This is a genomic window from Micromonospora sp. NPDC049529 (assembly GCF_055586685.1).
This window is the reverse complement of sequence record NZ_JBVJHT010000010.1, coordinates 320,074-346,123: the sequence shown is the minus strand read 5'-3', so window position 1 is coordinate 346,123 and position 26,050 is coordinate 320,074. Positions and strand designations below refer to the sequence as shown.

Sequence of the window (26,050 nt, the reverse complement as noted above, 5' to 3'; positions counted from 1 at the left end):
AAAAAAGAACCCCCCCCCCACCACCCTATACGACACACCAAAAGCCCCCACCCCCCCCCCCCCCCCCCGTTTTCCCCGCCCCCCCCCCCCCCCCCCCCCCCCCCCCCCGGACCCCGGGGGACCCGCCGGATCTCACCCGGCCCCGCCCACCTGGTCGTGGTCGACCCGGCGGGAGCGGTTCAGCAGTGCGCCGTTCTCGCGTACCAGGATGTCGTGCACGACGCAGCTCGGCCTGATGGTCACGCTCCGGTCCGGCCGGGTGGTCACCACCAGGGCGTAGTAGGTCGTGGCGATGGTTCCGTCGTCCCGAGGATCGATGGCGAGCATGTTGAACCAGTGCCGGCGCTGCACCGGGTCGTCCGCGAACCGCTGGTGGAACTCGTGCAGGTCCGCCACGATCCCCGCCCGGGTACGCGCCGCCGGCCGCCCCGGCGTGTGCCGGAACTCGCCGTCCTCGGTGAAGGTCGCCGCGTACCGCTCGAAGTCGCCACCGTCGAGAACCTGCATCTGCGCGGCGTAGAACTGCTGCACCTCGACATAGAGATCGGTGAAGGACAGGGTTTCGATCATGATGCTCCTTCCGTCGGACGCTTCGGTCCACGGTGACCAGACGGACTCGAACAGGGCTCGAAAGCCGGCGGAAGGAATCGCCGGGAGCCGGAAGCCGGGGCCGGTCGGAACAGCTTCCAGGCGCGCTCGACCGGGACTCAAGGCCGCTCGGCGATGGTGACCGGGTCAGGCATGACGCCGGCCGCAGAGGAGTAATCGTGGCGGAACGTACAACGCCGGTCGCGCTCGTCACCGGAGCGACCAGCGGAATCGGATTGACCATCGCCAGTCGTCTCGCCAAGCGGGGGCTACGGGTCTACCTGTGCTCGCGGCACACCGAGGGGCTGGCCATGACCATCAAATCCCTGCGCGACCAGGGATACGACGTCGACGGCAGCACCTGCGACGTTGCCGTACCCGACGAGATCCGGCAGTTCATCCGCTCCGCCGTCGAGCGGTACGGCCCGGTGGACATCCTGGTCAACAACGCCGGACGCAGCGGCGGTGGAGCCACCGCGGAACTCGACGAGCAGCTGTGGTTCGACGTCATCAACACCAACCTCAACAGCGTGTTCCTGATGACGAAGGAGGTCCTCACCACCGGCGGCATGCTCGACAAGAGCAGCGGGCGGATCGTCAACATCGCCTCCACCGGTGGCAAGCAGGGCGTCGTCTTCGCGGCGCCGTACTCGGCGTCCAAGCACGGCGTGGTCGGCTTCACCAAGGCGCTCGGGCTGGAGCTCGCGCGGACCGGTATCACGGTCAACGCGGTCTGCCCCGGTTTCGTGGAGACGCCGATGGCGCAGCGGGTCCGGGAGCACTACGCCGGCATCTGGGGAGTCACCGAGGAGGAGACGTTCGACCGGATCACCGCCCGGGTGCCGATGGGCCGGTACGTCCAGACCGACGAGGTCGCCGCGATGGTGGAGTACCTGATCACGGACGAGGCGGCGGCGGTCACCGCCCAGGCGTTGAACGTCTGCGGCGGGCTCGGCAACTACTGAGCGGACGCGATGCCCGGTGACACGTGCCGGTGGGCGCGCTCGCGGAGGACTCGAACGGGGAGGGACCGGTAATGAACCAGGACGTGTCGGCTCCCGGCCAGCCGGCCGGGGAGGATCTGCCGGCCCGCGACCGGACTGACCGGTGGGTGGGGCTGGAGGAGCTGCAACGGGCCGTACTGCGGCTGTTCGCCGAATTCCAGCGACCGCCGATCGCGCTGCGGGTGCGGGTGGGTGATCTGGCGGTCGAGGCGGAGTGGCCGGCGGAGCCGTCCGGCGCCCCGGCCGGTGTCCTCGCCCCCGCGTACGCCGGCAACGGGCACCCGCCCACGGCCGTCGCCGCGGTCGCGGAGCCGGACCACCGGCACTACGTACGGGCGCCGACGGTCGGGGTCTTCTACGAGGCACCGGAGCCCGGCGCGCAGCCCTTCGTCAGCGTCGGTGACACGGTCGTCGCGGGGCAGCAGATCGGGATCGTCGAGGCGATGAAGCTGATGATCCCGGTGACGGTGGACCGGACCGGCCGGATCGTCGAGGTGCTGAAGCCGAACGGCGCCCAGGTGGAGTACGACGACCGGCTCTTCGCGCTGGCGGCGGACGGATCGTAGACAGCTCGACGGAGCCGGTCCCACCCGATGCGGCGGGACCGGCTCCCTTCGTTGTCGTGGCTCAGTTCGCCGTCGTGGGCACGGATCGGGCCTGTTCCAGCAGGGCGTACAGCTCGCTCGTCGGCTGCGCGCCGGACATCGCGTACCGGCGGTCGACCACGAAGGTCGGCACCGCGTCGACACCGCTGCCCCGGCCCTCGGCGATCACCTCGTGGGCGTAGTGCTCGCCGCCGAGCACCGCTCGGACCTCGGCGTCGTCGAGGCCGACCTCGTCGGCGATTCGGAGGAGGACGGCATGGTCCGCGACATTGACGTTCTCGGTCAGGTGGGCCCGGAACAGTCGCTCGGTCATCTGGTCACGCAGCCCGTGCCGGCCGGCCAGGTGGGCGACCCGGTGGGCGTCGAAGGAGTTGACCGGGCGCACGCCGTCGAGGTTCAGTTCCAGCCCCTCGTCGGCGCCGAGTTTCGTGATCCAGGCGAAGAGCCTGGTCACCTGGGCGGCGTCCATGCCGCGCCAGCGCACCATTCCCTCGCCGAGGGTCAGACCGGGGACGCGGGGCGCGTCCGGCCGCAGCTCGAAGCTGCGCCACAGCACCTCGACCCGCTCTTGGTCCTGTTCCTGTTCCCGTTCCCGGTCCCCGTCCCGTTCCCGGTCGCCGAAGCGGGACAGGGCCGCCGTGAGACGTCGTTTGCCGATGTAGCACCAGGGGCACATGATGTCGGCCCAGACCTCGATCCGCACTGCGCACCTCCCGCGTCGTCGCCCGCTCAGCCGGGCAGTCGGGAGGTACGCCGCATCACGGTGATCAGGACCGCGGCGAGTGCCCCGTGGGTCAGCGCGAGGGTCACCCGGGTGCCGATCGAGAAGCCCGGCATGTACGGCAGGGTGGCGAGGAAGATCACGACCGCGGCCACCGTCCAGATGGTGATCGCCTTGTCGGTGAAGCGTTCCAGGACGGTCAGCGAGGCCCAACCGGCCAGGCAGGCGATCGTGGCGGCACCGATGACCTCGCCGAGTTCGAGCGGGCGCAGGGTCCGCGAGCCGAAGGTCTCCGGAACGGCGGGCTCGACTCCGAAGACCGATTCGGCGAGGACGTACACCAGGATCGCGGCCAGGACCGCCGCGACGGTTCCGGCCGCCCGTACGAGGTGGCGCCGGGCTCCTACCAGTGTCTGTTGTCGGGTGGTGCTCATGTCGACTACCTCCGATGGCATCTCAGGGTGTTGGCGCCGGAGCCGCACCGTCGTCCGCGTCGCCCAGGTCCCAGGAGAGCGTGAGCTTGCGGATGTACTCCACGTGCTGTTTCTGGAACTCCCGGCCCTCGGTGAGGAACCGTTCCAGGACTTCCAGTTCTTCGGTGCTGTAGCGGGAGAAGTTCTGGATCGACCAGGCCACCACCGGCCCGTAGAGCTGGGCGCTGACGTGGTCGGCCAGGCGGGTGAGCCGGATGACCACCCGCCGCCGGTCGACGGTGTCCCGGATCCGCTCGATCAGCCCTCGCTCGATCAGCCGGTCCACCACGCTGGTGAGCGCGTTCGCGGTGATGCCGCAGGCGTTGGCCAGCGTGGTCGCCGTCATCGGGCCCTCGCTGAGGGCGTCGAGGCAACGACCGTCGGTCCGGTTGATCCCCAGTTTCTGGAAGGCGGTGTCGTCGAGCAGGTCGGTCTGAAGACGGGATGCCCGCCACGCTCGCATCAGTTCGAGGATCACCTCATCCCGGGTACGCCTTGACATGATTGCTCCGATCCTAGAATACTTCCATTATCGATTGTATCGAATTTCGAAATAGTTTACCGTCTTGTAGCAGGAGCCCTCAACCGGCCCTCCCGGCTGGCGGATCACCAACCGCAGCCGCGCTACCAGCCCCGACACCAACGGGCAGGACTGCCACGTTTGCCCCTACCCAACGAGGTGGCTATGACTGACAACCTGGCCGTGGCCGAGCCGACAACCGCCAGCGCGCCCTACCGTTGGCGCTGGCTGGCGTTCTCGGTGGCCCTGGCGGCGTCGGTGATGAACCTGCTCGACACCCTGGTCACCAACATCGCGGCGCCGTCCATCCGGGCGGACATCGGCGGCGGCCCGTCGGTCGTCCAGTGGCTCGGTGCCGGCTACACGCTCGCACTGGCTGCGGGCCTGATCACCGGCGGCCGACTCGGCGACATCTACGGCCGCAAGCGGGTCCTGCTCACCGGGGTCGCCGGCTTCACCGTGGCCTCGCTGCTCTGCGCGGCCGCCAGCACCCCCGGCATGCTCATCGGCGCACGGGTCCTCCAGGGGCTCGCGGGGGCGATCATGCTGCCGCAGGGACTCGGCCTGATCAGGATGATCTTCCCACCGAGGGAACTCCCGCTGGCCTTCGGCGCGTTCGGCCCGGTGATGGGCCTGGCGACACTGAGCGGCCCGGTGCTCGCCGGTGTCCTCATCGACGCCGACCTGTTCGGCACCGGCTGGCGGATGATCTTCCTGATCAACCTTCCGCTGGGACTGTTCATCCTGCTCACCGGGGCTCGGTTCATACCGGGCGGCCAACCGCGCGGCACCGTACGCCTCGACCTGCGCGGCGCGGTCATCGTGGCGCTGGCGGCGCTGCTGCTGGTCTACCCGGTGGTGCAGGGCCGCGAGTTGGGCTGGCCGACCTGGACGTTCGTCCTCATCGCCCTGTCGCTGCTGCTCTTCGTGGCCTTCGCCAGGGTCGAGAGCGCCATCAGCCGCCGTGGTGCGGACCCGCTCGTGGTCCCCGCGCTGTTCCGCAACCGCGCCTTCACCGGCGGGCTCGCCACCACCCTCGCGGTCTTCACCCCGATGGTCGGGTTCGGCCTCGTCCTCACCCTCTTCCTCCAGTGGGGACTGGGCTTCTCCCCACTGGAGGCGGGCCTGACCGTGCTGCCCCAGGCCGTCGGCAACGTGCTCGGCTTCCTCGGCGGCGCCCGCCTGGCCCACCGGGTCGGTCGCCGGATGCTCCACCTCGGCGCGATACTGATGCTGTCGGGTGTCACCGGGGTGATCCTCGTACTCCGGATCGGCGGTTCCGACCCCACCCTGTGGCACCTGGCGCCGGCACTGCTGGTCTACGGCGTCGGCCTGGGTCTCTTCCTGTCCCCGTTCTTCGACATCGTGCTGGCCGGAGTCCGGCCACAGGAGATCGGCTCGGCGTCGGGCACGCTCAACGCCGTACAGCAGTTCGGTGGTGCGCTCGGCACGGCGGTGGTCGGGACCATCTTCTTCGGCATCCTCGCCGGCCAGGCGGTTCCCGCCGTCGAGCAGAACGCCGCCGCGCTGCGCGAACAGCTCGCCGTCCTCCAGGTCAGCGCGACCGACCAGGACCGGATCATCGCCGCGCTGGGCCCGTGCGACCACGACCGCACCAACGCGACCGAGCCGGGCGACGTGCCCGCCTCCTGCGCCGTGCTCGGCCGCACCGTGACCGAGGCCGCCGCCGGCTCCGACGATCCCGCCGCCGTCGGCCGGGCCGTGCAGGACGCCGGCAGGACAGCCACCCGGGACGCGTTCAGCACGGCGCTCCAGCGGACGCTCTGGGTGCTGGTCGGTCTGATCGGGATCGCCTTCGCGCTCGCCTTCCTCCTGCCGCCGCGCGCCCGACGCTACGACGACCGCCCGAACGCCGGGGGCCGCCCGAACGCCGGAAGCCGCCCCGACGCGCACAGCCGCCCGACCGGGGACCCGTCGCCACCACCGGGCCCGGCAGGGGCTCCGAACGCGCCCTGAGCCCCGCCGCCCGTGCCGCTTGCGCCGCCCGTGCCGCCCCGGCCACAGCCTTCTTCCGACCCAGACAGGACAACGAGAGGAACGACCAGCATGGCGAAGATCATCGTGTTCAACGAGTACGGCGGACCGGAGGTCCTCCAGCTCATCGAGGTACCCGATCCCGTCGCCGGTCCGGGTGAGATCCGGATCCGGGTCCGGGCGGCCGGGGTGCAGCCCTTCGACGTCGCCACCCGCCGGGGCGACTTCGCGGCGTACAACCAGCTCCAGTTCCCGGTCCGCCTCGGCAACGAGGTCGCCGGTGTGGTGGACCAGGTGGGCGACGGCGTGACCGGGTTCGCCGACGGCGACGAGGTGATCGCCTTCCTCACCATGGAGGGGTACGCCGACACGGTCGTCGTACCGGCGAACCAGGCCGCCGGCAAGCCCGCCGAACTCCCCTGGGCCGAGGCGGGTGGACTGACCGCCTCCGGGCAGACCGCGTACACCGCCCTGGACGAGCTGGCCGTCGAAGCCGGCGACACCCTGCTCGTCCACGCCGCGGCCGGCGGGGTGGGCTCGTTCGCGGTGCAGCTGGCCCGGGTCCGCGGCGCGACCGTGATCGGTACGGCCAGCGAACGCAACCACGAGTACCTGCGCTCGCTCGGCGCGATCCCGGTCACCTACGGTCCCGGCCTGGCCGACCGGGTGCGGGCCGTCGCGCCCGACGGTGTGGACGCGATCCTCGACGCCATCGGCGGTGAGGCGCTCACCGTCTCGGTCGAGTTGACCGGCGGCGACACCAAGCGGATCGTGACGATCGCCGACTGGGCCAACGCCGCCCGGCTGCGGATCCGGCGGATCGGCACCGAACGCTCGGCGGAGAAGCTGGCCGAACTCACCCGGCTCTACCAGGCGGGCGAGCTGAAGATCGAGGTGGCCCGCGCGGTCCCGCTGGCGGAGGCGGCGCAGGCGCACCGCGAGGTCGAGACCGGCCACGTACGCGGCAAGGTCGTGCTCACCGTCGACTGATCCCGCCCGTTCGCGCTCCGGGGCACCGATCCTCCCGCCCCGGAGCGCGCCACGCGTGGGTCAGCGGCGCACCGACACCGTGACCGGGACCGGGGTACGTGACGAAGCCCGATGCCCAGCCGCCTCGGCTGCGGCCCGACGTTCCGCCGGCACCTCGCCGTACAGGGTGGAGCGCTGGCGCAGCGGTCGACCCAGCGGCCGGCAGATCTCGGCGAGTTCGGCGATGCTCTTCGCCGAGCCGTGCGCGCTGCCGGCCATCCGGCTGATGGTCTCCTCCATCAGCGTCCCGCCGACGTCGTTGGCGCCGCCGGACAGCATCATCCGGCTGCCGGCCGTACCGAGTTTGACCCAGCTCGTCTGGATGTTGGCGATCTTTCCGTGCAGCAGGATCCGGGCCATGGCGTGCACCGCCCGGTTGTCCCGCCGGGTCGGTCCGGGCCGGGCGACGCCGGCCAGGTAGACCGGTGCGTTGGTGTGGACGAACGGCAGCGGTACGAACTCGGTGAAGCCGCCGGTCTCGTCCTGGATCCGACCGAGCAGCCGCAGGTGCGCCACCCAGTGCGCGGGCGTGTCGACGTGGCCGTACATCATCGTCGACGTGGTGGGGATGCCGAGCCGATGGGCGGTGGTGACCACCTCGACCCAGGTCGACGCGGGCAGTTTGCCCTTGGTCAGCACCCAGCGGACCTCGTCGTCGAGGATTTCGGCCGCCGTTCCGGGGAGCGAGTCGACCCCGGCCTCGCGGGCGGCGCACAACCATTCCTCGATCGACAGACCGGTCCGCGCGGCGCCGTTGACCACCTCCATCGGCGAGTACGCGTGCAGGTGCAGCCCCGGCGCCCGGCGCTTGACCTCGGCGGCCAGGGCGAAGTACGCGGTGTCGGGCAGGTCCGGGTCGATCCCGCCCTGCATGCAGATCTCCGTCGCGCCGACCTGCCACGCCTCCGCCGCCCGGTCCCCCACCTGGGCGACCGAGAGCGTGTACGCGTCGGCGTCCGTACGCCGTTGGGCGAAGGCGCAGAACCGGCAGCCGGTGTAGCAGACGTTGGTGAAGTTGACGTTCCGGTTCACCACGTAGCTGACCTCGGGGCCGACCGTGGCCCGGCGCAGGGTGTCGGCGAAACCGGTCAGCTCGTCCAGCGCCGCCCCGTCGGCGTGGATCAGGGTCAGCGCGTCGGCGTCGGTCAGCCCGGCGGGGTCCCGTTCGGCCCGGCGCAGGGCGGCCAGCACGTCGGTGTCGAGGCGGGGAACCACCGGTTCGGATCCGGTCGCCGCCCGCCGGCGCAGTTCACCCCAGTCGCCGTACACCTCGGAGAAGTCCGACCGGCGCTCGTCGGTACGGCCGTCGGTGTCGATCGTCCGGTGCAGGTCGGTACGCCCACCGGCCTCCCAGCCACCGGCCTCCCAGCCACCGTCCGGCTCCTGCCACGGCAGGCCGACCGGGAGCCGACCACTGGCCAGCCCGGTCTCCGGGTCGGCGAGCGCGGCGGCGTACCGCCCGGTCCGGGGCTCCAGCCACGGTTCGCCGCGCCGGACGTACTCCGGGTAGACGGTCAGGCGCTCCCGCAGGGTGAAGCCGGACCGGCGGGTCCACCGGGACAACTCCTCGATCGTCGGCCAGGGCCGCTCGGGGTTGACGTGGTCCGCCGTCACCGGGGAGACCCCGCCCCAGTCGTCGATCCCGGCCCGGAGCATCAGCTCGTGCTGGTCGCCGACCAGGTTCGGCGGCGCCTGCAACCGGGCCGACGGCCCGAGGACCAACCGGGCCACCGCGATCGTGGCGGCCAGGTCGGCCAGGTCGGCGTCGGGCACGTCGCGCATGGCCGTGTCCGGCTTGGCGCGGAAGTTCTGCACGATCGTTTCCTGGATCCCGCCGTAGGCGCGGGCCACCCGTCTGATCGCGAACAGCGACTCGGCCCGCTCCAACCGGGTCTCGCCGATGCCGACGAGGATCCCGGTGGTGAACGGTACGGCGCTGCGCCCGGCGTCCTCCAGCACCCGCAGCCGGACCGCCGGTTCCTTGTCCGGTGAGCCGTGGTGCGGCCCACCGGGCTCGCTCCACAGTCGACGGGCGGTCGTCTCCAGCATCATGCCCATCGACAGCGAGACCGGTTTGAGCCGCTGGAAGTCGGTCCACGACAGCACACCGACGTTGAGGTGCGGCAACAGGCCGGTCTCCTCCAGCACCCGGATCGCCATCGCCCGGACGTAGGCGAGCGTGTCCGGATAGCCGTACGAGTCGAGCCACTGCCGGGCCGCCGGCCAGCGTTCCTCGGGTCGGTCGCCGAGGGTGAACAGTGCCTCCTTGCAGCCGAGCCGGGCACCGGCGACCGCGATCGACAGCACCTCGTCGGGACTGAGGTACGCGTCCGGCAGCCGGTGCGGCACGGTGGCGAAGGTGCAGTAGTGACAGCGGTCGCGGCAGAGCCGGGTCAGTGGGATGAAAACCTTCGGCGAGTACGTGACGACGCCCGGCCGCCCGGCCGCCACGAGCCCCTGGTCGCGGACCCGGCCGGCGGTCGCGCAGAGCGCGGCCAGGTCCTCACCACGGGCGGCGAGCAGGACCGTCGACTCGGCCGGGTCGAGCATCACCCCGTCCCGGGCCCGGCGCAGAGCACGACGCATCGCGGTCGGGGTCGGCGACTCTTCCCGAGCGGGCAGGTACGGCATGGGGCTCCGTTTCCGTCGAAGAGGGCCCGCGGTGTCGGGCGGGTTCCGTCGAAGAGGGACCCGCCGTGGCGGGCGGGACAACGGTCGTACGCTCAGGCCGGCACCTGCCGCAGGCCCGACTCGACCCGCTCGCGCAGCTCCCGCCAGGACGCCGTGAGCTTGGTCAGCCCCTTCTCCTGTAGGACCAGGGTCACGTCGGCCAGGTCGACGCCGATGTCGGTGATGGCGGCCAACGCCTGGTACGCCTCCTCGTGGCTTCCGCTGACCGTGTCGCCCCGGATCTCGCTCTCCTCGACGACCCTTTGGTAGGTGAGCGGGGACAGGATGTTCACCACCCCGGCGACGACGAGTTCGTCCACGTACCGGGTCTCCAGGTAGTAGGGGTCGCGGACCCGGGTCGACGCCCAGGCCAGTCGGGGCGGGCGGACACCGGTGGCCAGCAGGGCCGTCCAGGGTTCGGTCCGGGCGACATTCCGGTACGCCGCGTACGCCATCCGGGCACTGGCCAGCGCCGCCCGGCCGCGCTGCGCGGCGGAACCGTCCGTACCGATCTTCCACAGCCGCTTGTCGACCTCGGTGTCGATGTCGGCGACCGAGAACGACAGCGTCGTACCCGGTTGGTCGGCTCCGCCCCCGGCCAGCCCGGTGCGGATGGCGTCCATGGCCGCCCGTACCCCGTCGGGCGAGAAGACCAGCACCACGTTGACCCCGATCCCGGCGGAGAGCACCGCACCGACGGCGGCGAGTCCGGCCGTGGTGGCCGGGATCGTCACCTGGAGGTTGGGGCGGTCCACCAGCGCGTGGACCCGCTCGGCCTCGGCCACCAGCGCCGAGCTGTCGTGGGCCAGCCGGGGGTCGAGTTCGACCGACACCTGACCGTCGCGGCCGCCGGTGGCGTCGTGGACCGGCCGCAGCGCGTCCGCCGCCTCCCGGGCGTAGCCGGCGACGAGTTCGCGGACCGCCGCGTCCAGCTCGGTACGTTCCCCGGCCAGCGCGTGCAGTTCGTCCCGGTAGGCGTCGTCGTCGACGATGGCCCGGTGCAGCGCGGTGGCGCCGACGGTCAGGCCCAGCACCGGATCGGCACCGGCCACGAGTCCGTCGCGGATCTGTCGCGGGCCCGGGTCGTCCCGCCAGATCGCCACACCGGCGTCCGAGAGGAGGCGCAGGTTGTCGCTCAAGGTTCTCGTCTCCCTTGCTCTTGTCCGTCGGTCTCTTGTCCGTCGGTTGCCGGGCCGGTCACCTCGACGCGACGCTCGGGGTCACGTTGCGCCGCACCATCGCCAGGTGACCGGCGTCGAGTCCCCAGGTGAACAGCCGCTCGGGGTGGATCCGGATCAGTTCGGGGCTGAGGAACTCCAGCTCCGGCGGCACCGGCTGGTCGAGGAGCGCCTCCGCGCGGCCCCGGATCTCGATCCCCCGGACCCGCCACGGGCGGCGGGACACCACGTCGTCGATGACGAAGGACGATTTGCCGTTCGCCGCGACGTTCTTGAACTTCTGGGTGGTGGCGAGGGCCCGACCACCGATGTCGATGGTGTCGGTCGCGGCGCTGTACCAGTACACGACCGGGTTGTTCTGGATCGAGCCGTTCGGCTGCACGGTGGCGAGCCGGCCGAGCCGCTGCGACTTCAAGTATTCGAGTTCCTCGGGAGTAAAAATCATCTGCGTTCGCTCCTCGTCTCGACTCCGCGCTGCCTCACGCCGTGACCCGATGCTCTGTTCACCGCCTTGACCGGCACTAGAGACCCGCTGGAGCCCGACTGGAACACCAACCGGTCGGCCTTTGCCGGGAGCCGGCTCAAGCGCCCTTCCAGCCGGACCCGATTCGGGTACGGGAGTCTGCGCCCATTCCCAACAGGTGGAGGAGGCGGCTGACGTGGCGGTAGACCAGCAGCGATGGGTGCTCGTCCTGGGCGCGACCGGCAGGCAGGGCGGGTCGACGGCCCGCGAGCTGCTCGCCCGGGGCTGGGCAGTGCACGCGTTCGTCCGCGACCCGGACAAGCCCTCGGCGCGGGAACTCGGTGCCCTCGGCGCCACCCTCGTCCGGGGCGACCTCGACGACCTCGACTCGCTCCGGTCGGCGATGACCGGCGCGTACGGGGTGTTCAGTGTGCAGACGCCGCTGAGCCAGGGTGGCGTGCCGGCCGAGGAACGGCATGGCAAGAACGTGGCGGACGTGGCCGCGAAGGTCGGCGTAGCGCACTTCGTGCACAGTTCGGTGGGTGGGGCGGAGCGCCCGGAGGGGGTGTTCTGGCGGGAGGCGAAGCTCCGGATCGAGGAACGGATCCGCGATCACGGCCTGCCGGCGACGTTCCTGCGGCCGACGTACTTCATGGACAACCTCAACCAGTATCCGCCGCTGCTGGAGGGTGACACGCTGGTCTACCGTCGCGGCCTCGCGCCCGGTCGACCGCTCCAGATGATCGCGTCGGGCGACATCGGCTACTTCGCCGCCGCCGCGTTCGACGACCCCGGCACGATCGGGGCGAAGATCGAGCTGGCCGGCGACGAGCTGACCGGTGAGCAGATCGCGAAGACCTTCGAGCGGCACACCGGCATCCCGACCCGCTACGAGCCGGTGCCGATGGACGAGTTGCAGCAGGTCAGCGAATGGCAGGCGACCGCCTACAGCTGGCTGAACCGGATCGGCTACTCGGCCGACATCCTGTCGCTGCGCCGCCGGTACCCGCCGCTGCTGACGCTCGCCGACTGGCTGACCCGTACCGGTTGGGCACCGAACGCGGCGCACGTCGCGCCGCCGGCCGCCGGAGTGCCGCGTACCGGATAGCCTGCTGTCAGTGGCCCCGAGACCAGGTGTCGACGGACGGCTCGGGTCGACAGGGCCACCGCCCGGGCCGGTGGGACGATCATGATCTTCACCGAACGCGAACTGGCCTACCTGACCGCCCAGCGACTGGGCCGGCTGGCGACCATCCAGCCGGACGGCACCCCGCAGGTCAACCCGGTCGGCGTGTACTTCAACGCCGGCCTGGGCACGATCGACATCGGCGGGGCCAACATCGCGACCAGCCAGAAGTTCCGCAACGTACGGTCGAACCCCAGAGTCGCGCTGGTCGTCGACGACGTCGCCAGTTGGCAACCGCTGCACGTGCGGTGCATCGAGATCCGGGGCCGGGGCGAGGCGCTGACCGATCCGGTGGACTCGGCCTTCCGCCACCCCGGCCCGATCATCCGGATCCACCCGACCCGGATCATCAGCTTCGGCGTGGACGTGGGCAACCCGGCCGCCGGACGCCGCAACGTGCCCGCCGACCCGACGGACTGACGGGTCCGACGGCCCGACCGGCTTACCTGCTTACCGGCTCATCGCCCGGCGGGCGGCTCCATCCGGGCTCAAGTCGGCGTCTAGCGCACGGCCGCATCCTCGGCAGGCGGTTCCAAGCAGGCCGCCCGATCAAGGAGGCACACGTGGAGAGCGAACAGCCCGGCTCCGGCCCGACCTCGGTCGTCACATCCGATCCGCGCGAGTCCATTGAGATCCTGCTCCGGGACGACTTCACGGATCCGGGGTTCACGCCCGGCGGTCAGTCCCCGTGGCGGTTGCGGCCGGTGCCCGGTTTCCCGGCCGGCGACGGCATTGTCAGCACCGGACCGGACGGGCTGACGGTGGTGCCGACCGCCACCGACCCGGTGAGTCTCGCGCCCGCGTTCGCGGAGCCGCCCGTACCGCTGAGCGAGACCGACCATCTCCGCTGGGCGCTGATGGCCAACCACGACACCCCGGCCGGCTTTCCCGGCTTCGTCACCGGACGAAGCCGGATCTCGGTCAGCGCCGAGGTCTCGGTCCGGGCGTACGGCCTGGAGCGGCACACGTACGGGTCGACGATCAGCGACCCGGATCGCGATCTGCGGCTCGGGGCGGCTGCCCTGATCTGCATGGACCGGGAATCCGGGGTGGTGTTCGACTTCATCGTCACCCAGCGCTGTGTCTTCGCCGTCTACGAGCGGCTGGCGTTTCCGCCGCATCGGTACGCCGGCTTCTCCTACGCCGTACCCGTGCGGGACCGCGACCCCGACGAGCACCACTCCCTGACCCTGACCTACGACGCCGCGGCCGGCCGCGCGGTCTGGTACGTCGGCGACGCCGCCGTGCTGTCGGTCGACCGGATCGGGCACCGGGCCCTGGACGAGCGCTACTCGATGCGGGACAACGGTGGTGACCCGGAAACGGCGAGTCCCCGCCAACTGACCTGCGGAATCGCACTCTTCGCCGACCGCATCTGGGGCCAGGGCGTTCGCCTGAACGTACGCGGATTCGAGATGCGCCGGCAGCCCAGCGCCTGACCCCCTCCCCGCGATCTAGGGAAAATACGGGCTAGTTGATCTCTAACCACAACGATTTGCCCTAGATCGGCGGGGCGAGGCGGGGGCGAGGTTAGGAGGAGAAGGCGGAGCCGGTTTCCACGAGGGTCTTGAGGTCGCTGAGCACCCAGGCCCAGCCGCCGCCCGCACCCGACTCTTCGAGGGCGCCGCCGGTCATGGCCCCGGTGGCGGGGGCGCCGGTGACGTCGTGGGTCACGGTGAGCCGGCAGACGCCCGGCTGCGCCGGCAGTTCGAAGATCTCGTACGTGAGCCTGGTGAACGGCTCCTTCGCGGTGCTCTCGTCCATCAGCAGCCGCCAGGTCTGGACCAGCTTGCGCGGCGGGTCGACCTCGACCACCTCACCGTCGACGATGACGTCCTGCATCGGCAGGCCGTGCTCGGCCGCGTACTTGCGCATCTCGTCGCTGGCCGTGGAGATGTAGGCGCCACCGGGGCGCAGGTCGAACACGCCGGGGGCGCCGTAGCCGTAGCGCGCGTTCCACTCGGGCTCGGTGATGGCGTCCCAGATCTTCTGCGGCGTCGCCTTGATGTAGACGCGGTAGACCTGGGTGGTCACGTCGGTCACGGTGTCGGTGCTCGTGCTCATGGTTGTTCCTCCAACTGGTTTTTCAGGTCGACGAGCGCCGTCACGTGACGCTCCGTATACTTGTCGATCCACCGGTCGTGAATCAGCCGGATCGGTACCGGGTTGAGGAAGTGCAACTTCTCCCGGCCCGATCGGCGCGCGATGACGAGACCCGCCTCTTCCAGCACTTTCAGGTGTTTCATCACGCCGAACCGGGTCATCTCCAGCTCCGATTCGAGCTCGGTGAGCGTCCGGCCCTCGCGGGCGAAAAGCAGGTCGAGCAGGAAGCGACGGGTCGGGTCGGCCAGCGCCTTGAAGACCCGGTCGTCGTCCGTCATGACCTCAAGTTATGTGACCCAACGGTCACATGTCAACCCTGGCCGAACGTGTAACCGTGCATAGAAACGGGACTCCGATGCCTGTTCCATCAAGACATGGGAGATTCGGATCGGCGGAACGACCTCACCACCACGACGACCGGAACGTGTTCCGGCCAGCGCCCACACCACCGGCCCGCCGAGTCGCAGGACCTGACGGTGGCCCTGCACAGTGTCGCCGAGTTCGGACAGTGGATTCGCAACGCCGACAGCAAGGCGACGCTACTGGTCGCGACGCAGGGCCTGCTGGTCACCGCCCTGCTCGACCGGGCATCGCACCTGAGCACACCGTCGACGTCGGCCACCTGGCTGGTGTTCGGATGCGGACTGCTCTTCGTCGCGACGCTGCTGGCGTCGATCGGCCTGCTGGCGGCGGGTCAGATGCCCCGCGTCGTCACCCCGGCCGACCGGGTGGCGGTGCGGCTCGCCTTCCCGGTCGCCGCCGCACTCACCACCCCCGCACTCGCCACGCCGCTCGACGATGACGCGCAATGTCAGCAGGCCTGGCACCAGGCCGCGACCCTGGCCCGGATAGCCGTCGTCAAGTACCGGTGGCTCCGGTTGGCCACGGCGACGACGTTCCTGTCGGTGGCTGCATTCGTACTCTGGACCTGTGTCACCGCAGTGCTCACGACTCACCCGTGAGACCGATCCCACCCTCCGGATCCCGCTCGACCGCCTCCCGTACGGCCTCGCCGATGCGCGCGTCCTTCGCCATGATGTCGAGCGCCTCGCGCAGGTGGTCCATCACGCCCTGCCGGACCGGATCCAGATCGGCCATGCTGATCTGGGGAGTCGCCATCATCTGGTCCAGCATCTCCCGCACGTTCTTGAGATAGCCATCCTTGCGACCCTGCAACATGCCCGCGACGGCCTCGATCTCCTCGGGGTGCTGGATGAGCTGCAGGACGACCACGCCGAAATTGTGGTCGGCGAGAATGGTCTGGTAGAAGCTCATGAGCTGACGCTTCATCGCCAGGTCATGCCCCGCCTGCTGCTGTTCGAGCCGCTGCCGCAGCTCGGCCTCGGCCTTCGTGTGCTCCTCTCGAAGCACGTTCAACCCGTGTTCTGCGGTCTGCCGCTCTCGTACCCGTGCCGCCTCGGTGCGGGCCGCGAGGTGCGCCTGCGCCGACGCGTCGAGCCGCAGGGTGAGCGAACAGTCCGAGAGCTGGATGCCGCGGGCGAACCTGAACGGAGCAGCCTTGAGGTCGATGTTCATCTCCGCCTCGGCCTCCGCGCTCTCGACCACGGTGAACCGCCGACTGATCGGCCGCATGCGCTGCTCGACGAACGGCCGGATCGCGGAATACACGCTCCGCACACCGAGCCGCACCACCGCCATGGGGTCGTGGACCGACCAGGTCGCGTGCATGCGGGCGGCGAAGGTGAATGCCTCCTCGGCGGTTGGCAGGTCGAGCAGCAGGGTCACCGGATGCAGTGCCGAGTCGATCTCGAACAGCCGGAACGGTGTGGTCATCCGCTGCCACCGGCTCGGCGGCCGTTCCACCACCGACCCGGACTGCTCGTCCAGGAAGACCATCGTGGTGTTCGCCCGGGTCGTCCGGGCCGTCATGGACAGGTCCATCGCGGCGAAGGTCGCCTCCCGAAGGACCGGGTCAGGGTCGACGTGGATCATGTTCGTGGTCCCTTTCGTCATCGAGGGCAGCGAGTAGCAGCGCGGCAACCTGGGCGCACCGGTCGTCCCTGGTCCATGCCGTGAGGTAGATCCGCAGTACGCGTATATCGCGGGGTGCCCGTGGGATCTCGCGTACGAGACGGCACAGCACGACGCGCGCGGCCGGCGCCAGTTCCGCCCGTTCCAGCCAATGCCGCAGTGCGGCCATCGTCGGCTTCTCGAAGCCCGGCCGGTCGAGTGCGCGCCGCCACAGGTCGGCCACCCGCGACAGGCGGTCCGGCCGCTCCGACGCCAGGCGCAGCATCTTCGGCCACCCTGGCGCGGTCGGCGGGCCGTCTTCCACGAGATCGAGGGCGATCTGGAGAAAGCACGCGAGTGTCGTGTCGACCAGGTGCTTCTGCGACTCCTTGGACCAGTCGGCCAGCGCGTCGACGACCTGGCCGGCGCCGACGGACCCGGGGCTGTCGTACAACTCGGTCATTGCCTGACCGACGGCCTGGGACAGGGAATAGCTCAGGACTTCCGCCTGCTGCCGGAGCATGCCCAACGCCCGGCCGGCATCGACCGCGCCGACACTCGCCCCGAGGGCCGTGGCTGCGGTGAGCTGGCGCCGCACCTTGAGCCGATTCTGGGTGAGGCGTGCCTGATCGGTCTCGGCCTCGCCCCGATCCGATGGCTCTTTCGCCCGCGTACCGTGCGCCGAGCGCTCTGCGCTCTGTGCCTGCCAATCGCGCAGCTCCGCCGGGTCACCCCACTGCTCCAGCAGATCCCACACCATGGCCGAGAAATCGGGATGACGGGCCAGTACGCCCAGGACGGCGACAACCGCGTGCCGGTCCTCGACCACGAAGCTGCTCGCCCAGGGGGTCAGCAGCTCCCGCAGAATCCAGGAGACGTCGAGCTGGGCGATCAGCCCCACCACGGTCGCCGCGTTGCTCCGGACCCTCGCCGGGTGCCGCGCTGAACACAGCTCGCGCAGCCAGTCGACGAGGATCGGCTGCAACTGCGGGAACTCCGTCCACAACAGATGGACGAGACGCGGCGAGTATTTCTCGATTTTGGACCGGACGGCGCTGACCGGAACCGTACGGGAGCCGGTCCCCTCCGACGACGGGAAGATTTCGGCGTACACCCCACGCTCCATCGCCCTGCTGCTCCGGACGAAGACCCGGACCCTCGGCGGATCGTCGGGGGTCTCGGCAACCTGGATCCGCCTGTCCAGTCGACTCGCGGCGTCCGCCACCGCCGTAAACGGCAGCTCCGGCAGCACCGCCAGCGCAATGGCGAAGGCCCGGTCCTCGGGCTCGGCCAGGGTTGCGAACCACGCGTCGGACCAGGGGACCGACCCGAACGACGTGCAGACGTCCCGGATGTCCTCCTCCGCCCGTACCGCCTGGGCCAGCCGTCCGGCGAAGGCGGCGGCCCGCGCCAGACGGTCCACGTCCATCGGCAATCCGTGGAGAGTCGCCTGTGCGGCAGGGTGGCTCAGGGCGGCAAGCACCTCCTCGACCTGTCCGTCCGTCGCACGGGCGCGGAGGTGTTGTTCGGCCACGGCTACTGCGGTGGGTGGCTCGCCCAACAGCCACACGTAGTCCTCGATGCCCGTACGCCAGGATTTTCCCTCGGGGTCGACAACGAGGATGCCTCGCGCGTGCCGTTCCTCCAGACCTGCCGCGACGGGTGCCAGGTGATGGGGTTCGAGCTTGTTCAGCTCGTCGAACGGGACATCCTCCCACAGGTAGCCGGTGTCGTCGTCGATCTCGGTCGGCTCGAAGCCGTCGAGCGGTGAACCGGGCAGTCGCCGAACCCGTCCACCGCAGTGCGCGTCGAGCAGGTGCAACGCGCTGGTGGTCTTGCCCGATCCGCCCGGCCCGGACAGGATCATCAGTCCGCGGTTCGCCAGCGCACCCCAGAGCCCGTCGTAGCCGAGCGGCGGGTAGAAGGTCTGTCGTACGGCTTTCAGGTGGTCCCGGGGAACCAGCGTCCCTCGCGGCGCAGCCGTACGGGTGTCGTTGTAGTTGACGAACTGCTGGTTGATCTGGGCACCCATGACGCCGAGGCTGCGGTACGCGCGTTCCAGTGCCTCGGACTGCTCGATCCGGGCCAGCCGCTGCTCGTTGTCGGTCAGGCTGTCGGTGAGGCTCTCCAGGTTCCCCGGCTCGCGCCGGTCGGCGTCCCGTTCGGCATCGGCCCCCGGTGCGGGCTGCCCTTCGGTGTCGGGCACCGCCTGGTCCACCGGCATCACCGGCCGCCGTGATTGTCGAACCGGTTCCGTCCGCCCACCTGGTTGCCCTGCCAGACGCCACCGTTGATGTCGCCGCCGGCCTGCACCGGGCTGAAGGAGTGACCGCCGGCGGGAGCGGGACCGGGGCCGGCGTCGCCCGACTCGGCCGCCGGGCGCTTACCGTTGCCGTCGGCCAGACCGGGTTGTACGTCGACTCCCGGTAGCCCGATCCAGACCCGTGAGGCACCCCGCTTGTCTTTGATCTTGTACTTCCGGAACCGGGACGAGGGGATCTCCCCCTGTTGCAGCACCACCTGTCGGTAAAAGTCGTCGGAACAGACGACGGCCAGCCGGGCCCTGCTCTCGGCGCGCAGCGCCTCCCGTACGAGGTCGTGGTCGACCATGCCGAAGGCGCGGTCCACCTCGCCGCCGCTGGAGCCGTGTCGGTCGCGGCGTACCTCACCACTGTGCAGGCTCAGTCGCAGTCGCATTTTCGGTTCGCCGACCGTACGCCGGGCGAGCGCCGCGTCGATCTCGGTGATGAACGGGTGCACCAGGCCTCGCTTGGCGACCGTCGCGGGTACGAGCAGGTACACCCCGTCGCCACGGTCCTCGACGTGCGTCAGTCCCCACGTGCCGCCACCGAGTTCGAGACTCTTCCGCAGGATCCGGTACAGGTCGCTTCGGACGACGGTCTTGTCGTCGTCGCGGAGGGAACCGGATCCCTCGACGTCGCAGACGATGATCGAGAAATGTTGGGGTTCGGTCACGGCGGGTTCTCCCTTCAAGAGCACTCGCCCGTGTCTACTCCCGATAATCGACGCCGTCTGTGTACTGGTACCTATTCGCTGACGCGGGACGACAAACGCTCGGGATCGCGAATCGTGATCGATCTCCGCCGGGTAATGATCATGTCGTCGTCGCGAAGACGACGCAGCGCCTTCGCCACGGCTTCCCGCGAGGCACCCGTGGCGCCGGCGATCTCCTCCTGGGAAAGTGCCAGGCCGATCGTCACGTCACCGTCCGGGCCGGGCGTACCGTGCGTGTGCACAAGCTCGGTGAGCAGCAACGACACCCGGGACAACACGTCCAGCCCGGCAAGTTCGAGCCGACGCCGGTCCGATTCGCGGAGCCGGTTGATCACCGCCGCCAAGACGGCGAAGGTGGCCTTCGGATTCTGTTGCAGATATTCGCGGAAGACCGAAGCCGCGAGCAGTCGGGCGTCGACCCGGTGAATCGCGGAAACCGACGCGGAACGGGATCCGCCGCCGAGCGCGACCAGTTCTCCGACGATTTCGCCGGGTCCCCGCAGCCCGAGCAGAGCTTCCCGTCCGCTCGCCGTCGAGGCAGTGATCTTGACGACACCGGAAACGATGATCGCGATATGGTCGCTCTGGTCCCGGTCGCCGATGATTTTCTCGCCGGGGCCGAACCGTACCGGGCGGCCCTCGGGCAGGAGACGTGCCACCACCTCCCGCAGGTCCGGCGGTAGCAACGACCGGCTCAGCCCTCGCGCCACCTCGTCGCCGTCCGCCACCATGCGACACCCCCATCGCCCGCCGACTCGACGGGACCTCGGACCCACCGGGCCGGGAGGACCCCGGTCACCACCACAGCGTACGTATCCGGTCACGGATCGGCGTACGCCGTCAGTCGGCGCCGATGACCGCCGTGACGGTGGTGCCCCGGTCGTGGTTCACGATGGACACGTCGGCGCTCAGACTCCGTACGATCCAGAGGCCCCGACCGCCGATCTGGGTGGCCTCGGGTGCGGTGGTGCCGGCGGCGGTCTCGCCGATGCCCGGCCCCTGGTCACGGACCTGGCAGTAGAGCCGATCGGCCGCCCGCCAGACGCGTAACCGCCCGCCGCCGCCACCGTGGCGGACCGCGTTGCTCGCCAGCTCACCCGCGACGATCAGCAACTGGTGCAACTGCTCGTCACCGACACCGAGGCGCTCGGCGTGCGCGGCGATGGTCGCGCGCATGCCGTACAGACCGTCGCCGTCGAAGGAGTGGTCGAGCGCGACCGCGTCCGGGGCCGGGATCTCTCCCTGCTCCGAGGCGGCGGTACGCGGATCGGGGCCGGTCATGTCGCCGCTGTCACCCGGAGCCGACCGGAGCCGTCCGACCCGACCATGTCCATCATCTTGTGCACCAGGCCACGGCAGGTCACGGTCATCCGCCGCGAGCCGGGAAGCCTCAGCGCGGCGTGGGCGATCGCCGACGCGCAGGCGGCGTCGATGTAGTCCAGTCCGGTCAGGTTCACGTGCGGGTGCCGGTCCAGCCGAACCGTCTCGGTCAGCGCCCGGTTGAGTTCGTCCAGGTGCTGGTAGTCCAGCTCACCGGCGATCCGGATGCCCGGCGGGCTGTACTGGCGGCAGATGCGCAGCAACGCGTCGTCGTGGTACGCCAGCGCGGCGACCGTCTTCGGGTGGGCCTTGGCGGCGAACGCGAGCGTGACCGCGTCGAACCGCTCCCGGTCGTACTGGCAGATCACGCAGAGCCGGCCGTCGGCGAAGAGCGCGCCGACCTCCTGCTCGAAGGTGAGCAGTTCCTCAGGGGCGGTCAGCGGACGGGTCGCCCAGCACATGTCGGCGGTGACCCGCAGCCCCGGATAGCCCTCCCGACCGGCCAGGTCGAGCTGCTCGGCGAGCACGTCCACCATCTGCTGCGCGTCCGCCTGCCGGCCGGCCAGCAACGACGACTCCACCGTGGCGAACCGCAGTTGCCCGCGCCGCACCGCACCGCCGGTGCGCACCGACCGGTCCAGCAACTGCCGGCCCAACTGCTCCGGGTCGACGGCGTCGGTCCAGCACAGGACCTTCTGTCCCTGGCGCAGGCCGTCGCGGACGAACGCGGCCAGCAGATCCAGCCGTTCCTGTGGATCAGAAAAGGTCAGACACCCGTGATCCCCGAGCTTGAGCTCGTCTACCCGAACAGCCTCGGCCATTCAGCCCCGCCTCCGTACCGTGATGAAGCTGGACCCACCGTAAGGCCCGGCGGCCGGTGAGTCATCTCGGGGGCGGCCGGGTGCCGGTGGGGCAGCCGTCGGACGGCCCGGCTGTTGCGCTGATCACATCGAGCGGTTGCCGTACGTCACCACCGGACCGAAGGCTGCGGCGCTGTGCCAAGGTGGGGCGGTGACCGCCGCCGAACCGCCCCGAACGCCGCACCCGGTCCGGCCCGGGCGGATGCGGCTCATGCTGCGGGAGTTGCGGTCCTGGCGCCCGACCCTGGCCCGGCTGACCGGTCTGCTGCGCGGAGCGGTCACCTCGTTCGTCGTGCTGGCCGGCACGCTCTGGCTGATGCCGGGAGTGGACGTGAACGGGTTGACGGCGATCCTCTGGGTGGTCGTCCTGGTCGCGGTCGTCGGGGCACTGCTTCGGCCGGTGCTGCTGGCGCTGGCGACCGTGCTCGGCGGGCTGGGCGCGTTGATCGTCGGCGCCAGTCTCCAGACGATCGTCCTGTACGTGGCGTTGCGGCTGGCGCCGGACGCACACCTGTCCGGTCTGCCGGCGGCGTTCGCGGCGTCGTGGGCGGCGGTGGCGCTGGCCGCGCTGCTGAACTGGCTGACCGACTCGGGCACCGACGACGCCTTCGTCAGCGAGGCGCTGCGGCTGATGCACAAGGTCAGCCGGGCGGCGCACAAGCGGGGTACGACGGCGCACGGCGAGGGGCTGCTCGTCGTACAGCTCGACGGGGTGTCGGCGCCGCTGCTGCGCTGGGCGATCCACGCCGGGAACCTGCCGAACATCGGCCGCTGGCTGCGGGTGCGCAGCCACCGGTTGGGCACCTGGCACACCGGGCTGCCGGCGACCACGCCGGGGGCGCAGGCCGGCATCCTGCACGGCGACGACCGTTGCGTGCCGGCGTTCCGCTGGTACGACAAGCGGACCGGCCGGCTGATGGTGGCGAACCGGCCCCGGGACGCGGCCGAGGTGGAGCGGCAGATCTCCGACGGTACGGGGCTGCTCGCGCACGGCGGGGCGAGCATCAGCAACGTCTTCTCCGGTGACGCGTCCGCCACCCTGTTCACGGTCAGCCGGGCCACCCTGCCCGGCCGCTCGTCCCGGGGGTACGCCGAGTTCATGATCAGCCCGTACGGCTTCGCGCGGGCGATCGTGCTGGGCCTGGGCCGGATCCTCAAGGAGCTGCACCAGGCCCGTGGGCAGCGGCTGCGCGACATCCGGCCCCGGGTGAGCCGGTCCGGGGCGTTCCTGGTGCTGCGCCCGCTGGCCGGGATGCTGCGCGACATGAACGTCTCGCTGATCGCCGAGCAGATGGCGCTCGGCACCCCGGTGATCTTCTGCGACTTCGTCGACTACGACGAGGTGGCCCACCACGCCGGTCCGGCCCGACCGGAGTCGCTGGACGCGCTCGGCCGGCTCGACCAGGTCCTCGGCGTGCTGGAGCGGCTCTCCGCCGAGGCCGACCGCCGCTACCACCTGGTGGTCCTCTCCGACCACGGCCAGAGCCAGGGCGAGACCTTCCGGCAACGGTACGGCGAGTCGCTGGCCCAGACGGTCGACCGGATCGTGAACGGTACCGACCGGGCGGCGGCCGACAGGACGGGTACGGAGCCGAAGAAGACGTCCCGGGCCGAGGTGAACGGGTCAGCCCGGGCGGACCGTACGGCGTCGGCGGCGACCGGACCGGTCGAACCCTGGGGTCCGGTGAACACCCTGCTCACCGAGATCAGCGGCCGACCGGGTGCCGGGGCGGCCGCGACCCGCGCCGCCGTGCGTTCGCGTACCGTCGACCGGGAGGTCACCCTCGGGCCGGCCGGTGAACGCAAGAGCCCGATCGGGCTGGCCGGCGCGGGCGAGGCACACGAGATCTCCAGTACGGACGTGCTGGTCGTCGCCTCCGGCAACCTCGCGATGGTGTACTTCACCCGGCACCCCGGCAAACCCACCCGTGCGGAGATCGACGTCGCCTATCCGGGGCTGGTGGACGGCCTGGCCGCGCACCCCGGAGTCGGGCTGGTCGTGGTCGACGACGGGTCCGGTCCGGTGGCCGTCGGCAACCGGGGCGAGCACCACCTGCGGGACGGGCGGGTCAGCGGCGATGACCCGCTGGCCGGGTACGGGCCACGGGCGCGGGCGGACCTGCTCCGGCACCAGGGGGTCGAGCACGTCGGCGACCTCGTGTTGATCAGCTCGATCGACTCGGGCACCGAGGAGGTGGCCGCGTTCGAGGAGCTGGTCGGCAGCCACGGCGGGCTCGGCGGTTGGCAGACCGACGCGTTCCTGCTGCACCCGGCGGAGTGGCCGGTGGCCGAGGAGCCGTTGGACGGGCCGGTGGCCGTACACCGGCAGTTGGTGACCTGGCTGCACCAGTTGGGGCTGCGCGAGGAGGCCGCACCGGAGTCGAAGGTGGTGCCGGACCACGCCCTGACGACGGATCCGGCGGTGGTCGCGGACCTGGCGGTCGTACCGGCGCAGGTGTCGGCGGTTGGTCATCCGACCTCCGGTGCGGCGGTCGGCCGCTCAGTCGCCGGTGCGGCGGCGGACCAGCGCGACGACCTGGCTGATCACCAGCACGATCACCACCGCGACCAGGACGCCCTGCCAGGGTTCGGGGAAGATCGAGCCGCCGAGGACACCGAAGGCGGCGTAGACCACCGACCAGAGCCCGCAGGCCGGGGCGTTGGCCAGCGCGAAGCGCCGCCAGCCTAGACCGGTCAGGGCGATGGTGAGCAGCACCGGGATCCGCCCGCCGGGCACCAGCCGGGAGATCAGCAGCACCGACACCTGGCGTTCGCGCAGCCGGGCGGCGAGGCCGTCGAGCCGCTGCCCGTTGCGCAGCCAGCGCAGCCGCAGCGCCAGTTTCTCGCCGCCGTAGCGGCAGGCGACGTAGGTGACGGCGTCGCCGACGTAGGCGCCGACGGCTCCGGCGAGCACGACCAGGATCACCATCAGCGAGTGCTGGTGGAAGGCGAGCGCCGCCGCCGCGCTGACCGCCGCGCCGGTCGGTACGACGGGAAGCACCGCGCCGAACGCCACCAGCCCGAACAGCGAGGCCAACACCCCGATGGCGTTGCTCACCGTGCCACCGCTTCCACGGTGAGGGTCTCCCCCGGTTGCAGTTCGGTGACCCGGGTGTCGGATGTGCTGCCGGCAACCTGCTCGACGAAACGACGCCCCGGCTCGTGGAACATGCCCCGGCGGAACATCAGACCGGCCGGCCAGAAGGTGCCGAAGTGCACCGGTACCGCGTACCGGGGGGTGGCCAGGCGGACGGCCTCGGCCGCGCGGACCGGGTCGAGGTGTCCGAGACCCAGCGTCGGGCCCCAGCCGCCGACCGGGATCAGCGCCAGGTCGAGCGGGCCGAGGTCGGCCATGCCGTCGAAGAGTCCGGTGTCACCGGCGAACCAGGTGTTCGCCCGGCCGTGCACGGTGTATCCGATCGCCATGGCCCGGTGTCGCGACCACGGCCCACGGCCGCCGTCGTGGGCCGCCGGCACGGCCCGCACGGTGACCGCGTCGACCCGGAACTCCTCGCCGGGCGCCAGCTCGACGGCTCGGGAGGCGGCGGCCACGCCCAGCCGGCGTCGCAGGAACGGCCGCGATCCGGCCGGCACGATCAGCGCGACCCGGTCGGGCAGCCGGCGCAGCGAGGCGATGTCGAGGTGGTCGGCGTGCAGGTGCGACACGAGTACGGCGTCCGGCTCACCGGGCAGTTTCGGGGTGGGTCCGCGCATCCGCCGCAGGTGGGCGACCCGGTCCCGCAGGACAGGGTCGGTCAGCAGCCGGACCCCGGAATCCTCGATCCAGGCCGTGCTGTGCCCCCACCAGGTGACCTTGACCGCGGATGTCACCCCGCCACCGTACGGGCTCCGCCCGGAACCGGGCCTTCGGGGCGTCCGTGAACCGGCTGTCGGGGCACTCGTGACCCGGCTCTCAGGCGCCCCGTGGATTCGGGGCGGTTTCGCCGCCGACGCTGCGGGGCACTAATGCCGGCAGCGGAGATCGCAGCCGTTCGAAGCGAAACTCGGAGGCCCACGATGAGCATTGGCGACAAGATCAAGCACAAGGCCGAGGAAGTCACCGGCACCGTCAAGGAGAAGGTCGGCGACGCCACCGACAATGAGCGTCTACAGGCCGAGGGTGCCGCGCAGCGTACCGAGGCGCAGGTCAAGCAGGCCGGCGACCACGTCAAGGACGCCGCCCACGACACCAGGAACGCGCTGCGTCACCCCTGACTCTCGCGTACCTGACCTGGCGGGGGGGGGGGGGGGGGGGGGGGGGGGGGGGGGGGAGGGGGGGGTGGGGGGGGGGGGGGGGGGGGGGGGGAGGACGGAAGGGGGGAAGACGACGGTGCGGGAGCAGGCGTAGG

General features: G+C 70.9%; 26 protein-coding genes and 1 pseudogene. 10 read left to right on the top strand and 17 right to left on the bottom strand.

The annotated features are described in order from the left end of the window. Positions 1 to 132 precede the first annotated feature (132 nt). Positions 133 to 570 (bottom strand): nuclear transport factor 2 family protein, encoded by a 438-nt coding sequence (locus ACZ6QQ_RS19910; protein ID WP_465877926.1) that lies wholly within the window; start codon positions 568 to 570, stop codon positions 133 to 135. A gap of 197 nt (positions 571 to 767) precedes the next feature. Between ACZ6QQ_RS19910 and ACZ6QQ_RS19905 the strand changes: the two genes are divergently transcribed. Both ACZ6QQ_RS19905 and ACZ6QQ_RS19900 read left to right on the top strand, forming a co-directional pair. Further along, entirely contained in the window at positions 768 to 1,553 is a 786-nt protein-coding gene (locus ACZ6QQ_RS19905; protein WP_465877925.1) for a 3-oxoacyl-ACP reductase, read from the top strand. A gap of 71 nt (positions 1,554 to 1,624) precedes the next feature. Beyond that, positions 1,625 to 2,158: an acetyl-CoA carboxylase biotin carboxyl carrier protein gene (locus ACZ6QQ_RS19900; protein ID WP_465877924.1), complete on the top strand. Its 534-nt coding sequence runs from the start codon at positions 1,625 to 1,627 to the stop codon at positions 2,156 to 2,158. A gap of 61 nt (positions 2,159 to 2,219) precedes the next feature. Here the strand turns inward: ACZ6QQ_RS19900 and ACZ6QQ_RS19895 are convergent, their stop codons facing one another. From ACZ6QQ_RS19895 to ACZ6QQ_RS19885, 3 genes are read right to left on the bottom strand one after another with little or no spacing between them, the layout of a single operon-like run. Then, positions 2,220 to 2,900 (bottom strand): DsbA family oxidoreductase, encoded by a 681-nt coding sequence (locus ACZ6QQ_RS19895; protein WP_465877922.1) that lies wholly within the window; start codon positions 2,898 to 2,900, stop codon positions 2,220 to 2,222. A gap of 26 nt (positions 2,901 to 2,926) precedes the next feature. Beyond that, positions 2,927 to 3,352 (bottom strand): DUF6069 family protein, encoded by a 426-nt coding sequence (locus tag ACZ6QQ_RS19890; RefSeq protein WP_465877921.1) that lies wholly within the window; start codon positions 3,350 to 3,352, stop codon positions 2,927 to 2,929. Between the two features lie 22 nt (positions 3,353 to 3,374). Continuing rightward, the gene (locus tag ACZ6QQ_RS19885; RefSeq protein ID WP_465877920.1) at positions 3,375 to 3,893 is read right to left on the bottom strand and encodes a MarR family winged helix-turn-helix transcriptional regulator; all 519 of its coding nucleotides are present in this window, start codon (positions 3,891 to 3,893) and stop codon (positions 3,375 to 3,377) included. A 183-nt stretch (positions 3,894 to 4,076) separates the two neighbouring features. Here ACZ6QQ_RS19885 and ACZ6QQ_RS19880 point away from each other — a divergent pair, with 183 nt between their 5' ends. Together ACZ6QQ_RS19880 and ACZ6QQ_RS19875 are read left to right on the top strand one after the other, a co-directional pair. Beyond that, positions 4,077 to 5,888 (top strand): MFS transporter, encoded by a 1,812-nt coding sequence (locus tag ACZ6QQ_RS19880; RefSeq protein ID WP_465877919.1) that lies wholly within the window; start codon positions 4,077 to 4,079, stop codon positions 5,886 to 5,888. A gap of 90 nt (positions 5,889 to 5,978) precedes the next feature. Continuing rightward, the gene (locus tag ACZ6QQ_RS19875) at positions 5,979 to 6,896 is read left to right on the top strand and encodes an NADP-dependent oxidoreductase (RefSeq protein WP_465877918.1); all 918 of its coding nucleotides are present in this window, start codon (positions 5,979 to 5,981) and stop codon (positions 6,894 to 6,896) included. 60 nt (positions 6,897 to 6,956) lie between these two features. On the opposite strand, the gene ACZ6QQ_RS19870 is transcribed toward ACZ6QQ_RS19875, so the two are convergent. The 3 genes from ACZ6QQ_RS19870 to ACZ6QQ_RS19860 form a co-directional block, all read right to left on the bottom strand. Next, entirely contained in the window at positions 6,957 to 9,566 is a 2,610-nt protein-coding gene (locus tag ACZ6QQ_RS19870) for a bifunctional FO biosynthesis protein CofGH (protein ID WP_465877917.1), read from the bottom strand. A gap of 92 nt (positions 9,567 to 9,658) precedes the next feature. Next, positions 9,659 to 10,744 carry a transaldolase family protein gene (locus tag ACZ6QQ_RS19865; protein WP_465877916.1) on the bottom strand — a complete coding sequence of 362 codons (1,086 nt, stop codon included), beginning with the start codon at positions 10,742 to 10,744 and terminating at the stop codon, positions 9,659 to 9,661. A 58-nt stretch (positions 10,745 to 10,802) separates the two neighbouring features. Further along, entirely contained in the window at positions 10,803 to 11,228 is a 426-nt protein-coding gene (locus ACZ6QQ_RS19860) for a PPOX class F420-dependent oxidoreductase (protein ID WP_465877914.1), read from the bottom strand. A 214-nt stretch (positions 11,229 to 11,442) separates the two neighbouring features. On the opposite strand from ACZ6QQ_RS19860, the gene ACZ6QQ_RS19855 reads away from it, so the two are divergent. The 3 genes from ACZ6QQ_RS19855 to ACZ6QQ_RS19845 all read left to right on the top strand — a co-directional run bounded on the left by ACZ6QQ_RS19855 (position 11,443) and on the right by ACZ6QQ_RS19845 (position 13,871). Beyond that, positions 11,443 to 12,354, top strand: a complete 912-nt coding sequence (locus ACZ6QQ_RS19855) for an NmrA/HSCARG family protein (RefSeq protein ID WP_465877912.1) — start codon at positions 11,443 to 11,445, stop codon at positions 12,352 to 12,354. A gap of 81 nt (positions 12,355 to 12,435) precedes the next feature. After that, positions 12,436 to 12,852 carry a PPOX class F420-dependent oxidoreductase gene (locus tag ACZ6QQ_RS19850; RefSeq protein ID WP_465877911.1) on the top strand — a complete coding sequence of 139 codons (417 nt, stop codon included), beginning with the start codon at positions 12,436 to 12,438 and terminating at the stop codon, positions 12,850 to 12,852. A gap of 143 nt (positions 12,853 to 12,995) precedes the next feature. Next, positions 12,996 to 13,871, top strand: a complete 876-nt coding sequence (locus ACZ6QQ_RS19845; protein ID WP_465877910.1) for a DUF6081 family protein — start codon at positions 12,996 to 12,998, stop codon at positions 13,869 to 13,871. A 91-nt stretch (positions 13,872 to 13,962) separates the two neighbouring features. On the opposite strand, the gene ACZ6QQ_RS19840 is transcribed toward ACZ6QQ_RS19845, so the two are convergent. Together ACZ6QQ_RS19840 and ACZ6QQ_RS19835 are read right to left on the bottom strand one after the other, a co-directional pair. Continuing rightward, positions 13,963 to 14,496: an SRPBCC domain-containing protein gene (locus ACZ6QQ_RS19840; protein ID WP_465877909.1), complete on the bottom strand. Its 534-nt coding sequence runs from the start codon at positions 14,494 to 14,496 to the stop codon at positions 13,963 to 13,965. Beyond that, positions 14,493 to 14,813 (bottom strand): ArsR/SmtB family transcription factor, encoded by a 321-nt coding sequence (locus ACZ6QQ_RS19835; RefSeq protein ID WP_452289528.1) that lies wholly within the window; start codon positions 14,811 to 14,813, stop codon positions 14,493 to 14,495. The genes ACZ6QQ_RS19840 and ACZ6QQ_RS19835 overlap by 4 nt, the downstream gene beginning before the upstream one ends. A gap of 96 nt (positions 14,814 to 14,909) precedes the next feature. Here ACZ6QQ_RS19835 and ACZ6QQ_RS19830 point away from each other — a divergent pair, with 96 nt between their 5' ends. After that, complete coding sequence (locus ACZ6QQ_RS19830) at positions 14,910 to 15,497, top strand: Pycsar system effector family protein (protein WP_465877907.1); 588 nt, start codon at positions 14,910 to 14,912, stop codon at positions 15,495 to 15,497. Here ACZ6QQ_RS19830 and ACZ6QQ_RS19825 read toward each other — a convergent pair. The 6 genes from ACZ6QQ_RS19825 to ACZ6QQ_RS19800 all read right to left on the bottom strand — a co-directional run bounded on the left by ACZ6QQ_RS19825 (position 15,481) and on the right by ACZ6QQ_RS19800 (position 21,662). Next, positions 15,481 to 16,509, bottom strand: a complete 1,029-nt coding sequence (locus ACZ6QQ_RS19825) for a hypothetical protein (protein WP_465877906.1) — start codon at positions 16,507 to 16,509, stop codon at positions 15,481 to 15,483. The genes ACZ6QQ_RS19830 and ACZ6QQ_RS19825 overlap by 17 nt on opposite strands. Further along, positions 16,469 to 18,712: a hypothetical protein gene (locus ACZ6QQ_RS19820; RefSeq protein ID WP_465877905.1), complete on the bottom strand. Its 2,244-nt coding sequence runs from the start codon at positions 18,710 to 18,712 to the stop codon at positions 16,469 to 16,471. The genes ACZ6QQ_RS19825 and ACZ6QQ_RS19820 overlap by 41 nt, the downstream gene beginning before the upstream one ends. A gap of 17 nt (positions 18,713 to 18,729) precedes the next feature. Continuing rightward, positions 18,730 to 19,482 (bottom strand): nucleotidyl cyclase domain-containing protein, encoded by a 753-nt coding sequence (locus tag ACZ6QQ_RS19815; RefSeq protein ID WP_465877904.1) that lies wholly within the window; start codon positions 19,480 to 19,482, stop codon positions 18,730 to 18,732. A gap of 71 nt (positions 19,483 to 19,553) precedes the next feature. Next, complete coding sequence (locus ACZ6QQ_RS19810) at positions 19,554 to 20,252, bottom strand: Crp/Fnr family transcriptional regulator (RefSeq protein WP_465877903.1); 699 nt, start codon at positions 20,250 to 20,252, stop codon at positions 19,554 to 19,556. A gap of 109 nt (positions 20,253 to 20,361) precedes the next feature. Next, a complete protein-coding gene (locus ACZ6QQ_RS19805; protein WP_465877902.1) occupies positions 20,362 to 20,802 on the bottom strand; it encodes an ATP-binding protein in 441 nt (146 codons plus the stop codon). Continuing rightward, positions 20,799 to 21,662, bottom strand: a complete 864-nt coding sequence (locus ACZ6QQ_RS19800) for an MEDS domain-containing protein (RefSeq protein ID WP_465877901.1) — start codon at positions 21,660 to 21,662, stop codon at positions 20,799 to 20,801. Before ACZ6QQ_RS19800 ends, ACZ6QQ_RS19805 begins: the two co-directional genes overlap by 4 nt. A gap of 241 nt (positions 21,663 to 21,903) precedes the next feature. Between ACZ6QQ_RS19800 and ACZ6QQ_RS19795 the strand changes: the two are divergent. Then, positions 21,904 to 23,229: pseudogene (locus ACZ6QQ_RS19795) on the top strand (alkaline phosphatase family protein); the annotation flags it as partial. A gap of 972 nt (positions 23,230 to 24,201) precedes the next feature. Here ACZ6QQ_RS19795 and ACZ6QQ_RS19790 read toward each other — a convergent pair. Both ACZ6QQ_RS19790 and ACZ6QQ_RS19785 read right to left on the bottom strand, forming a co-directional pair. Continuing rightward, on the bottom strand, positions 24,202 to 24,759 hold the full coding sequence (locus ACZ6QQ_RS19790) for a DedA family protein (protein ID WP_465877900.1): 558 nt from the start codon (positions 24,757 to 24,759) through the stop codon (positions 24,202 to 24,204). Continuing rightward, positions 24,756 to 25,532, bottom strand: coding sequence for an MBL fold metallo-hydrolase (locus ACZ6QQ_RS19785; RefSeq protein ID WP_465877899.1), 777 nt, complete (start codon positions 25,530 to 25,532; stop codon positions 24,756 to 24,758). The genes ACZ6QQ_RS19790 and ACZ6QQ_RS19785 overlap by 4 nt, the downstream gene beginning before the upstream one ends. Positions 25,533 to 25,718: 186 nt before the next feature. On the opposite strand from ACZ6QQ_RS19785, the gene ACZ6QQ_RS19780 reads away from it, so the two are divergent. Continuing rightward, positions 25,719 to 25,916, top strand: a complete 198-nt coding sequence (locus ACZ6QQ_RS19780; protein WP_465877898.1) for a CsbD family protein — start codon at positions 25,719 to 25,721, stop codon at positions 25,914 to 25,916. The last annotated feature ends 134 nt before the right edge of the window (positions 25,917 to 26,050 follow it).